Annotated in this window: 12 protein-coding genes; 8 read left to right on the top strand and 4 right to left on the bottom strand. The window is 72.0% G+C overall.

The window, feature by feature from the left end:
- Positions 1-78: 78 nt before the first annotated feature.
- Entirely contained in the window at positions 79-903 is an 825-nt protein-coding gene (locus tag E1287_RS13020; RefSeq protein ID WP_207934185.1) for an AraC family transcriptional regulator, read from the top strand.
- Here the strand turns inward: E1287_RS13020 and E1287_RS45580 are convergent.
- A complete protein-coding gene (locus E1287_RS45580; protein ID WP_243718924.1) occupies positions 858-1,196 on the bottom strand; it encodes a winged helix-turn-helix domain-containing protein in 339 nt (112 codons plus the stop codon). The two genes, E1287_RS13020 and E1287_RS45580, sit on opposite strands and share 46 nt — an antisense overlap.
- A 181-nt stretch (positions 1,197-1,377) precedes the next feature.
- Here E1287_RS45580 and E1287_RS13010 point away from each other — a divergent pair, with 181 nt between their 5' ends.
- Positions 1,378-2,568 (top strand): MFS transporter, encoded by a 1,191-nt coding sequence (locus E1287_RS13010; protein WP_131965164.1) that lies wholly within the window; start codon positions 1,378-1,380, stop codon positions 2,566-2,568.
- Between the two features lie 42 nt (positions 2,569-2,610).
- Here E1287_RS13010 and E1287_RS13005 read toward each other — a convergent pair whose 3' ends face one another.
- Entirely contained in the window at positions 2,611-3,927 is a 1,317-nt protein-coding gene (locus E1287_RS13005; protein ID WP_131965163.1) for a lysine 2,3-aminomutase, read from the bottom strand.
- Between the two features lie 382 nt (positions 3,928-4,309).
- On the opposite strand from E1287_RS13005, the gene E1287_RS13000 reads away from it, so the two are divergent.
- From E1287_RS13000 to argS, 6 genes are all read left to right on the top strand, one after another.
- Positions 4,310-5,029 carry a DUF998 domain-containing protein gene (locus E1287_RS13000; protein WP_131965162.1) on the top strand — a complete coding sequence of 240 codons (720 nt, stop codon included), beginning with the start codon at positions 4,310-4,312 and terminating at the stop codon, positions 5,027-5,029.
- Positions 5,026-5,898: an alpha/beta hydrolase gene (locus E1287_RS12995; protein WP_131965161.1), complete on the top strand. Its 873-nt coding sequence runs from the start codon at positions 5,026-5,028 to the stop codon at positions 5,896-5,898. The genes E1287_RS13000 and E1287_RS12995 overlap by 4 nt, the downstream gene beginning before the upstream one ends.
- A complete protein-coding gene (locus E1287_RS12990) occupies positions 5,895-6,251 on the top strand; it encodes a hypothetical protein (RefSeq protein ID WP_131965160.1) in 357 nt (118 codons plus the stop codon). The genes E1287_RS12995 and E1287_RS12990 overlap by 4 nt, the downstream gene beginning before the upstream one ends.
- Before the next feature lie 134 nt (positions 6,252-6,385).
- Positions 6,386-6,790, top strand: coding sequence for a hypothetical protein (locus E1287_RS12985; protein ID WP_131965159.1), 405 nt, complete (start codon positions 6,386-6,388; stop codon positions 6,788-6,790).
- 119 nt (positions 6,791-6,909) lie between these two features.
- Positions 6,910-8,058 carry a phosphate acyltransferase PlsX gene (plsX, locus tag E1287_RS12980; RefSeq protein WP_243718921.1) on the top strand — a complete coding sequence of 383 codons (1,149 nt, stop codon included), beginning with the start codon at positions 6,910-6,912 and terminating at the stop codon, positions 8,056-8,058.
- A gap of 75 nt (positions 8,059-8,133) precedes the next feature.
- Positions 8,134-9,879: an arginine--tRNA ligase gene (argS, locus tag E1287_RS12975; RefSeq protein WP_131965158.1), complete on the top strand. Its 1,746-nt coding sequence runs from the start codon at positions 8,134-8,136 to the stop codon at positions 9,877-9,879.
- Positions 9,880-9,882: 3 nt separating this feature from the next.
- On the opposite strand, the gene E1287_RS12970 is transcribed toward argS, so the two are convergent.
- The gene (locus E1287_RS12970; RefSeq protein ID WP_131965157.1) at positions 9,883-10,800 is read right to left on the bottom strand and encodes an LLM class flavin-dependent oxidoreductase; all 918 of its coding nucleotides are present in this window, start codon (positions 10,798-10,800) and stop codon (positions 9,883-9,885) included.
- Positions 10,797-11,045, bottom strand: coding sequence for a DUF2630 family protein (locus E1287_RS12965; RefSeq protein WP_207934183.1), 249 nt, complete (start codon positions 11,043-11,045; stop codon positions 10,797-10,799). Before E1287_RS12965 ends, E1287_RS12970 begins: the two co-directional genes overlap by 4 nt.
- Positions 11,046-11,051: the final 6 nt, after the last annotated feature.

The raw sequence follows: 11,051 nt of genomic DNA, 5'->3' as shown, positions 1-11,051 counted from the left end.
CACCCCCGTTGACATGGCCCGATGCCTGGTTAGGTTAGCCTTACTTACCCCGTGCCCATATCGCTGAGAGGACATCCTGTGCCGGTCACACGTCAGCTCGGTCACGATCCCGAGTCCTGCGAGGAGTACGGCTACGGCCTCGGCGCGCCCGGCGGGATCCTCCTGCTCAAGTACCGCTCGTCGGGCGGGCTCACCTTCGGCGAGAGCCGCGACGACTTCCTGCACCAGCTCTACTGGTCCCCGGACGGCGTCCTCGCGACGCTGCACGGCTCGTCCATCCGGTTCACCGGGCCCGGCGAGGCGTTCTGGGTGAGGCGCGCGGTGAGCCACGAGGTGCGCGCGGGCGACCGGCAGACCGTCTACCGGATCTGCCTGCGCGAGGTGCCGCCCGCGCTGGACGCCCTGCGCGCCGGCCCGGCGACGATCGACGACGAGGCCGCACGGCTCATCGAGACGATCGCGCGCCGCGGCTGCGACGAGACCACCGCGCTCAATGCCCGCCGCCGCATCCTGACCGGCCTCGCCGCGCCGCACACCGTCCCGCCGTCACCGGACGTCCACGGCACCGGCTTCGCGCTGACCGTCGCCCGCGCCCTCTCCCACGACCCCGCCGACCCGACCCGCCTCGACGAATGGGCGGAGCACCTGCGCGTCAGCGTCAAGACCCTGCAGCGCGACTTCGTCCGCGAATTCGGCATGCCCTACACCCAATGGCGCACCCGCCTACGCCTGAGCGCCGCCCGCGTACTCCTGAACTCCCACCCGGTGACCAAGGTCGCCCACCAGGTCGGCTACGCAAGCCCGTCCGCCTTCATCACGGCCTTCACCAAGGAATACGGCCACACCCCCGGCCGCCATCAGACCGCACCGACCAGCATGTCCCCGACCGCGGTCCGCCGGTAGAGGACGGATCTGCCGCTGCGTTGCCGGGTGACGAGCCCGGACGCGTAGAGGACCGCGAGGTGGTCGCCGATCCCGCCGAGGCTCATCCGGAGCCGGGCGCTCAGCCACGTCGTCGTGGCCGGTTCGGCGAGCAGCCGCAGCAGGTCGGCGCGAGTGCGGCCGAGCAGCCTGGCCAGGGCGTCGTCGCGGCGCGGGGCCGGGCTCTCCCAGAGCGCCGCCACTCCCCTGGCCCGGTACATCAGCGTGTACGGCCAGTTCTGCTCGACCGCGAGACCGAGTTCCGAGAAGACCACGGGCCTAGTGGACCGGCGGGCACCCGGCCCGCGGCGAGGCCCAGCGCGTTCAGGGTCTCCAGCAGCGGTGCGACGCCGAAGCGGCTGGCCGCCAGGTCGGCCTGGTCCACCTCGATTCGGTTCATTTCGTTCCTCCCCGAAACATTGTCCGTGCCGGGAGCGTGGACGCACAGTTGCGGTCATGAGCGCTCCCCCCGTGGCGTCCGCGCGGTATCGCGACGTGTTCGGCGTGCCTGAGTTCCGGGTCCTGTTCGCGTTGCAGACGTTGCAGGCCGGGGGCGAGGCGATCCGGATCATCGCGCTGTCGGTGCTGACCTATGAAGAGACGGGCTCGTCGCTCGCGGCGGCGGTCGTGTTCGGCGCCGGGATGCTGCCGTACGTGGTGGGCGGCGCGTTCCTGCTGTCGCTTGCGGATCGGGTGCCGGGCCGGCGGCTTCTGACCGCGTTCCATCTGCTGCGGTTCGCGGTGATCGCCGTGTTCGCGCTGGACGTCGTGCCGCTCTCGGTGACGATCTTGCTGCTTGTCATTGTCGGGCTGTTCGCGCCGGTCGGGTCGGCGGCGGTGCAGGGCAGGCTGCCCGTCCTGCTGCCGGGCGACCGGTACGTGCTGGGACGGTCGCTGTTCACGATGACGGCGGCGTGCTCGCAGGTGGCGGGGCAGGGCGCCGGGGGGCTGCTGCTGTCGGTGCTGACGCCGTCCGGGACGCTCTGGCTCGCGGCGGGGACGGCCGCGCTGGCGGCTCTGATCGCCCATCTCGGGCTGCCGGACACGATCATGAAGCGGGGCGGCTCGTCCGGGATGTTGCGGGAGACGTGGCGGGTGAACCGGGTCCTGCTGGGCGGACGGACGACGCGCGGCCTGCTGCTGGCCGTCTGGCTCCCGATCGCCATGTCGGTGGGGGCGGAGGGCGTGCTGGTCCCGTACGCGACGGGCCTCGGCCAGGCCGGGTCGGCGGGGTTGATCCTCGCCGCTGCGGCCGTCGGGATGGGGCTGGGGAACCTTGTGGTGGGTCGTCTTGTGCCTGCCGGACTGCGGTCGCGGCTGACGCTGCCGCTAGCGCTGCTGACCGGGATGCCGCTGTTGTTCTTTGTGCTCGGTCCCGGTCTCGTTGCGGCATGCCTGCTGATGTTGGCGACCACGTGCGGGCTGAGCTACGAGCTGACCGTCCAGCGGCGGTTGGCGGACGCGGTTCCGGAGGAGATCCAGGGGCAGACGATGGGGCTCGCCAACACCGGGCTCATGACCGGCCAGGCCCTCGGGATCGCCGCGGCGGGGGCGCTGGCCGAGTTCGCCGCGCCGGGACGCGTGATCGCGATCTGCGGCGCGGCGGCCATCGCGGTCAGCCTGGCTCTGTACCGGTATCTGCGCTGAACGGCGTGCCCGGAGTCGGTCGTCCGGGCACGCCGTTCAGCGTCACTTCTCCCAGGGGAAACGGTCGGCGAAGGCCGGTTTGAGGTCGTCCAGCCAGACCGCGTTGGGGTCGTACTGCGCGAAGAACGGCTTGCCGACGAGGTCGGCGTCGCGGCACTGGATGAAATGGAGCGCGAAGGCCTTTTCGCCGTTGATGTCGACGACGCCGTCCACGCAGACCTTGCCCGGCGTGGCCGACATGGACGGCCCCCGGACGGTCCGCGACAGCCCGGAGACGTTCTTGTAGGCGTCGCGGAAGATCTCGTACGCGCGGACGAGCGGGACGGCGAAGTAGTCCTGCGGCCCGGTGTCGCGCTCCACGAACATGTAGTACGGGACGAGCCCCATCCGGGTCTGGACGCGCCACATCGTCTCCCAGTCCGCGGCGTCGTCGTTGATCGTCCGGATGACGGGAGACTGGGTGCGGATGACCGCGCCGGTGTCGCGGATGCGGCGGCACGCCTCGGTGACCATGAGCGGTTCGAGCTCGCGCGGGTGCGTGAAGTGCGCCATGAACGCCAGGTTCTTGCCCGACTCGACGACCTGCTCGAACAGCCGGAGCATCTCGTCGGCGTCGGGGTCGGTGACGAACTTCTGCGGCCAGTACGCGAGGGACTTGGTGCCGATCCGGATGGACTCGAGCTGTTCCAGATCCAGCAGCGGCTCGATGTAGCGGCGCAGCACCGGCTCGCCCATGATCATCGCGTCGCCGCCGGTGAACAGGACGCTCGTCACCTCGGGGTGCTGGACGAGGTAGTCCCGCAGGGCGGTGACGTCGTCCCCGGCCATCTTGAGATCGGGCTCGCCGACGAACTGGGCCCACCGGAAGCAGTAGGTGCAGTAGGCGTGGCAGGTCTGCCCCTGCTTGGGGAAGTACAGGACGGTCTCGTCGTACTTGTGCTGCATCCCGGGGATCTTGCCGTCGCCGAAGGACGGGATGTTCAGCTCCATCTGCCCGGCGGGGTGCGGGTTCAGCTTCATCCGCACGGCGTGGGCGGCGGCCTCGATCTCGGCCTTGGGCGCCTCGCGGCGCAGGAGATCGGACAGGTGCGCGACGTCCCCGGCCGGAAGCATGTCCTCCTGCGGGAAGACCAGCCGGTAGATCGGGTCGTCGGGCGCGGCCGACCAGTCGATGAGCTCCTCGATGACGTAGGCGTTCGTCCGGAACGGCAGGACGGTCGCCACCGCCCGGGTCGCGAGCCGCTGCGCGGGCGAGAGCCCCGCGCGAGCGGTGAGCTCGTCGAGGTGCTTCGCCGTGAAGGCGCGGAACTTGCGACCTGTGGATCGCACTGCGGGAGCCGCGTCGTTCACCAGTGTCACGTGTTGGTACTCCTTGCTGTCAGCGGGGAGGCGCACCCCTGAGATGCGGCGTCACGGACCGTGATCGGAACTGCTCAGGACACCCCCTATTCAACCCTTCAACACGGGTTCATGCCGAATTGATGCCCCCTGACCGGTAGGAACAAAAGCTGGTCAAGGACGATCCCGACAAATCGCCCCGACATCATCGTGGACGTCCCGCCCCTAGTACAACGACAACGGCACGTTAACTTCTGCGTCACGAGACTCTGCGACGTCAGATGGCGCAGGCCGCGTCCCGGACGCGCCTGGAACGCGCCCGATCTCCGCCTCCCGTCACGCCACGTCGCGATCTTCGGAAATACTGGGCGGACCGGCGAGGACCGAACGGCGGGAGGGGCTCGTGGACGCCGACGATGGACCGGGCGCCGTCCCCGCCCCCGTGGCCGTCCTGGCGGCCGCGGCGGCGATCACCTACGCCACGTTCCTCCTGGAGGGCCTGCTCGGCCCCGACCTCGACGTCTTCAACGGCTACGTGAGCGAGCTCTCGGCCGCCGACCAGCCGTACCGCGCCGTCTTCGGCGGCGGGGACCTCCTCACCGGCGTCCTGGCGATCATCGTGGCGGCCGGGGCGCTCCGCGCGCTCCGGCGCAGGCCCCTCGCCACCGCCGGATGGACGCTCCTCGGCCTGTTCGGCGTCTGCGCCGTCGGCGACGCCTCCTTCCCGCTGGACTGCGCCCCCAGCCGGGCGACCTGGTGCGCCCTGCGGGAACGCTCGGCGCACGTGTCGTTCTCCCACGAGTTCCACGCGGTGACGAGCAGCGGCGTGGTCATCTGCGGGGTGGCCGCGCTGCTGCTGCTGTCCCTCGCCGCCCGCCGGTACGGATGGTGGCCCGCCCTCGCCCGCTGGGGCCTGCCGCTCGCGCTGGCGGAGGCGGTGCTCGCGGCGGCCATGATGGCGGCGATGTTCACGGGGCAGTGGCTCGGGGCCGTTCAGCGCACGCAGGTCGGCGCCCTGTGCCTGGGGCTCCTCCTCATCGCCTGGGCGCTGCGCGCCGACCGGCGCGGCGCACCGCACGCCGCCGGGCCCGCGGCGATGGCGAGAGACAAGGCACGCGCGTGACCGAGATCGTGAACGCGGGCGGGGAGCAGGTGCACGTCGTCGAGTCCGGGCCGGTGGACGGCGTCCCGCTGCTGCTGACGTCCGGGCTGGGCGGCGCCTGGTTCGACTGGGACCCGACCGTCGAGCTCCTCCGCGACGGGTACCGGATCACCGTGTTCGACCGTCCGGGCCTGGGCCTCAGCCCGGCCGCGGCCTCCCGGCCCACGCTGCGCCGCGACACCGCGATCATGGAGGCGCTGGCGGAGCGGGCCGGACGGCCGGTGATCGTCGTCGCGCACTCGATGGCCGCGTTCCCCGCCGAGGCGCTGGCCAGGACGTCGCCCGAGCGCGTCCTCGGGGTGGTGCTCGCCGATCCGAGCTGCGAGCGCGTCCGTCCTGGGGCGACGGTCCCCCGGCTCGGGGCGGTGCTGACCCCGCTGGCGGCGGCGACCGGCGCGGTGCTCGGCGCGACCCGGCTCGCGACGGTCGCCGGGCCGTTCGGACGCCGGCAGATCCTCCGCCGCACCAGCCGCCGCGGCGAGGCCGTCCCGGACGAGGTCGTCCGGTCCGTCTACCGGCGCGGAACGGTGATCGGCACGGTCATCGCGGAGGAGATCGCCTACCGGGAGATGGCCGCCGACCTGGCGCGGCTCCGCGACCGCCGCCCGTTCCCGCCCGTCCCCCTGGTGGTCGTCACCGCGCTCGGGGACCTCGACACCCCCGAGAAGCGGCGCGAATGGGCCGAGGGCCATGCGGAGCTCGCCGCGATGACCCCGCACGGCCGCCAGGTCGAACTGCCGGACGCCCTGCACATGGTCCCGCTCGACCGGCCCGACGTGCTCGCCGACGCGGTGTCCGAGATCCACCAAGCGTCGTCGGAGACAGCGTGAAGAAAGTCCTGGCCGTGCTCCTCGCCCTGCCCCTGGTCGCCGGGTGCGAGGTGACGCAGCGGATTTCCGAAGGGGCGTACCGCAACGCCGTCAGCGACGGCGTCGAGAACGAGCTGCAACGGCAGGGCATCGAACTGCAAGAGCGTCCCCTGTGCACGACGCCGCAGACCAGCGCCGACTCGGTTGTGCGCGTGAACTGCACGGCCCTGACCCAGACCAGCGAACCGGTCATCGTGCGCGGCGTCGCCTACAACGCGGACACCGTCCGTCCACGCGAGTCCTACGTCGTCACCGTCGCCGGACGCGAAGTGCTGCGCAAGAACTGCCTCTCCCTGGGCTGCGGAAAGCGCTGACAAAGCGCTGGCAGAGCAACGAATCCGCATACGGAGCGGAAAAATCAACCACCCAACGCATATGCCCACGCACTGTCGGTGACGTTGCTGGTGTGGATATACGTCGCAAGGCCGTGGAGATGAGTCGCCGGGTCATGGGCACGAACCGCAAGAAGGCCCTGATCCTGGGTTCCGCCGCGCTGCTCGTGCTCGTCCTGGTGGGCGGCGGTGTGGCGTTCGTGGTGACCGGCGGCGATGAGCTGAAGTACCAGACGCAGTCCGCGCTGCGCAAGGCGATGCCCGCGACGGCGGCGGCCGAGCTGCAGAAGCGCGGCGTGACGCTGGCGTCCCCGCTGAAATGCGAGGACCTGCCCGGCTGGACGAAGACGAAGATGCGCGTGTCCTGCACCGGGACGACGTCCGACAAGAAGCCGGTCGAGGTCATCGGCAGCGGCGAGCAGGAGACGGACAAGAGCTACTACACGATCCTCGTGGACGGGCAGCCGCTCGTGGAGAACGTGTCGTGCCTGGGCGCGGACTGCGACACGCAGGACGGCTGAGGGTGACGATCGCCACCTCCGGCCCGGCACCGTCAAGACGGGTGAGGGAACGTCCTACGATGCGATGAGCTGCGTCGTCACGGCGCATCGCATTTCCCTTCACCCCTCCTGGAGCGGCCATGACCGGCACTGGGACGACGCCGCCTCATCCCGGGGCGACCGTGCGTCCGCTGCCGATCGCCGTCGACACGATGGGCGGCGACCACGCCCCCGGGGAGATCATCGCGGGCGCGGTGGACGCCTCCCGCGAGCACGGCGTCCGGCTGGTGCTCGTCGGGCAGGCCCCGCGGATCCGCCGGGAACTCGACCGGCACGGCTTCATGGGCAAGATCCCGATCGTGCACGCCGACGAGGCCCTGGACATGGGCGAGGGCGCGCTGGCGAGCTGGCGCAAGCCCCGCTCCTCCATCGCGATCGCCTGCCATCTGATCAGGCAGGGGCGGGCGTCGGCGCTGGTGTCGGCAGGCGGCACCGCCGGGGTGGTGGCGACGTCGCGGCTGCGGCTGAAGGGCCAGCAGGGCGTGATGCGCCCGGCGATCGCGGTGACGCTGCCGACGCGTCCGCGCCCGACGATCCTGCTGGACGCGGGCGCCACCACGGACGTCAAGCCGGAGGGCCTCGTCCAGTACGCGGCGCTCGGCACCGCCTACGCGCAGATCCTGCTGGGCCTGGACCGGCCCACGGTCGGGCTCCTCAACATCGGCGCCGAGCCGGGCAAGGGCGGCAAGCTGACGAAACGCGCCCATGAGCTGCTCGCCGGAGGCAGCCACGGCATCGAGTTCGCGGGGAACGTCGAGGGCCACGACCTGCTGAGCGGACGGGTGGACGTCGTCGTCGCCGACGGGTTCACCGGCAACGTCGCGCTCAAGACCATGGAGGGCACGATCCGGACGGCGTTCACCGAGGTCCGCGACGTGATGTCGGACGGCGCGGCGGCCCGGCTCGGCGCGCTGCTCCAGCGTCGCCGCCTCCAGGACCTGCGGGACCGGCTCGACCCGGACACCTACGGCGGCGGCGTCCTGCTCGGCCTGAACGGCACGGTCGTGATCGCGCACGGCGCCTCGCAGGCCCGCGCGATCACGTCGGCGTGCGAGCTGGCGCACCGGCTCGCCGCCGGGCGGATCGTCGAGCGGATCCGCGAGCAGGTCGCGCTGACCCGCACGTCCAGGTTCGGCCGCCGGACGACGCACGCCGACCGCGACGGCGCCGAGGCGTCCGCGAAGGAACCGGACGCGCCCGAGGCCAAGGAACCCCCGGCCGGCGCTTAGGCGCGGCGCGGACGCGGCGCCGGGCGCGGCGAAAACCAGGTCCGGGTCCTGGCGCGACGCCGATAGCCTTGGAACATGCCCGATCCGCAACACCTACTCGCCGCCCGGGTCCAGGCCGCGCTGGCCGCCGCCTTCGGACCGTCGTACGCGGACGCCGACCCGGTCATCCGGCCGTCGTCGTTCGCCGACCTTCAGGCCAACGTGGCGCTGCCGCTGGCCAAGAAGCTGGACCGCAAGCCGCGAGACGTGGCCGAGGAGATCGTCGCGAACCTCGACACCGCCGGCGTGGTGTCGGACGTGCAGGTCAGCGGCCCGGGCTTCATCAACCTGACGCTCAGCGACGGCTGGATCGCCGCCGAGGCGCAGCAGATCCTGCACGACGACCGGCTCGGCGTCCCGCCCGCCGACAAGCCGCAGAAGGTCGTGGTCGAGTACTCCTCGCCGAACGTGGCGAAGGAGATGCACGTCGGCCATCTGCGGACCACGATCGTCGGCGACGCGATCGCCCGCATCCTGGCGTTCCTCGGGCACGACGTCGTCCGCGACAACCATGTCGGCGACTGGGGCACCCCGTTCGGGATGCTGATCGAGCACCTGCTCGACCTCGGCGAGGACGCCGCCGCGCGGGGCGACTCGTCCGTCAGCGACCTGACCGCGTTCTACCAGGCCGCGCGGCAGAAGTTCGACGGGGACGAGGCGTTCGCCGACCGGTCCCGGAGCCGGGTCGTGGCGCTCCAGGCGGGCGACCCGGAGACGCTGCGGCTCTGGAACGTCCTCGTGGACGTGTCCAAGCGGTACTTCAACGCCGTCTACGGGCAGCTCGGCGTCACGCTCACCGACGACGACATCAAGGGCGAGAGCTTCTACAACGACCTGCTCGCCCAGACCGTCCGGGAGCTGGAGGACAAGGGCATCGCGGTGATCAGCGACGGGGCGCTGTGCGCGTTCCCGGCCGGGTTCACCGGACGCGAGGGCGAGCCCCTCCCCGTGATCATCCGCAAGAGCGACGGCGGCTACAACTACTCCACCACCGACCTCGCGACGATCCGGTACCGGGTCGACACCGAGCACGTCGACCGGATGATCTACGTGGTGGGCACGACGCAGGCGCTGCACTTCCAGATGGTGTTCGCGGTCGCGCGGGAGGCCGGCTGGCTGAGTGGCGACGTCCAGGCCGAGCACGCGCAGATCGGCAGCGTCCTCGGCACCGACGGCAAGCTCCTGCGGACCCGGGCGGGCCGCACCGTCAAGCTCTCCGAGCTGCTGGACGAGGCCGTCGAGCGGGCCGGGGCGGCGTTCGACGACGTCCAGCACGACGCCTCGTTCGACGCCGCCGACCGGGTCGCGATCGTCCGGGACGTGGGCATGGGCGCGGTGAAGTACGCCGACCTGTCGGTGGCGCGCGACAGCGAGTACACCTTCGACTTCGACCGGATGATCTCGTTCCACGGCAAGACCGGCCCGTACCTGCAGTACGCGACGGCGCGGATCCGGTCGATCTTCCGGAAGGGCGGCGTCGCCCCGCAGGACGCGGCGGGCCCGATCGTCCTCGGCCACCCGGCCGAGCGGGCGCTGGCGCTGGAGCTGCTCCGGTTCGGCACCGTCGTGCAGCAGGCCGGCGACACGGCCGAGCCGCACCGGCTGGCGAACTACGTCTTCGCGGTCGCGGACGCCTACACGACGTTCCACGAGAACTGCCCGGTCTTGAAGGCGCCTGACGAGGAGACCAAGGCATCCCGGCTGGCGCTGTGCGCGGCGACGCTGCGCACGCTCGTCACCGGCCTCGACCTCCTCGGCGTCCCGACCCCGGAACGCATGTGAGGGTCAGGCCCTGAGCGAGACCCCGCGTTCGCGGGCGATCTCTTCGCGGACGGCCGGGACGACCTCCAGGGCGAACTCGGCCATCTGCTCCGGGCGGCCGCCGAACAGGAACGAGTCGACGCGGTGGCCGATCGCCAGCTCGGTCAGCTCGTAGATCCACTGGCGCGGCGGCCCGTGCAGGAAGCCCCGCGATTCCCCCGACGCGGCGGCGCCCTCCACGATGGACCCTTCGAGGACGTAGACGCGGCGGATCTCATCGGGGTCGCGGCCCGCGCGGGCGGCGGCGTCGTCGAGGCGCTGCTGCCCGTCCGCGAGCCGTTTCGGCGGGACGAGGGACGACGGCGCGATCCAGCCGTCGGCGACGCGTCCGGCCAGGTCGAGGCCGCGCGGCCCGGTGACGCCCAGCCAGACGCCGATCTGGTGGACGGGCGCCGGACCGGCCTGCAGCGCGGTGAACCCGTAGTGCTCGCCCTGGAACCGGAGCCCGCTCTGGTCGCTCCAGTGCAGCCGGATGATCTGCACCGCCTCTTCGAGCGCACGCCGCGCCGCCGCCGCGCTCCGGAACGACGTCCCGCCGTACGCCTCGACGCCGTCCCAGGACGTGCCCGCGCCGAGGCCGAGCTCGACGCGGCCGCCGCTGAGCCGGTCCATCGTCGCGACCGCCTTCGCCAGGACGGCGGGCGGCCGCAGCGGCAGGCACGCCACCGCGGGCAGCACCCGGATCCGGGACGTGGCGGCCAGCGCGGCCGCCACCAGCGTGAGCGCGTCGGCGGTGTCGCGCCGGTACGGCCGGTCGCGGACGCCGAGGAGGTCGAGCCCGAACCGGTCCGCCTCCTGGGCGGTGCGCAGCAGCGGGACCGACGCGTCCGGTGCGAGGGACACGCCGAACCGCAGCGGCCCGCGCCCGCTCGCGGGCGTCACTGCAGGTAGCCTTCGACCTCGTCCGGCGGCCTGACGTCCTCCTCGGCGCCCGGGTCCGCGCCCGCCTCCAGCCGGGCCCGGCGGCGGCGCAGCAGGTCCCAGCACTGGTCGAGCGCGACCTCCAGCCGCTCCAGCCGCCGGTGCTCCTCCTCGCGGCTCAGCTCGCGGCGCTGGTAGCGCTCGCGGAGCCGCTGCTCCTCGCCGACGTACTCGTTGATGCGCGCCAGGATGTCGTTCTCATCCATCGGCAT

The organism is Actinomadura sp. KC06 (assembly GCF_004348735.1).
In the GTDB taxonomy this organism is placed as follows: domain Bacteria; phylum Actinomycetota; class Actinomycetes; order Streptosporangiales; family Streptosporangiaceae; genus Spirillospora.
The sequence above is the reverse complement of the archived record's forward strand: the minus strand, read 5'-3'. Positions and strand labels throughout refer to the sequence as shown.

Coding starts and splice junctions, on each gene's coding strand:
- argS (WP_131965158.1), top strand. CDS start 8,134: ATGCCCGATCCGCAACACCTACTCGCCGCCCGGGTCCAGGCCGCGCTG.
- plsX (WP_243718921.1), top strand. CDS start 6,910: ATGACCGGCACTGGGACGACGCCGCCTCATCCCGGGGCGACCGTGCGT.
- E1287_RS12985 (WP_131965159.1), top strand. CDS start 6,386: ATGGGCACGAACCGCAAGAAGGCCCTGATCCTGGGTTCCGCCGCGCTG.
- E1287_RS12965 (WP_207934183.1), bottom strand. CDS start 11,045: ATGGATGAGAACGACATCCTGGCGCGCATCAACGAGTACGTCGGCGAG.
- E1287_RS13010 (WP_131965164.1), top strand. CDS start 1,378: ATGAGCGCTCCCCCCGTGGCGTCCGCGCGGTATCGCGACGTGTTCGGC.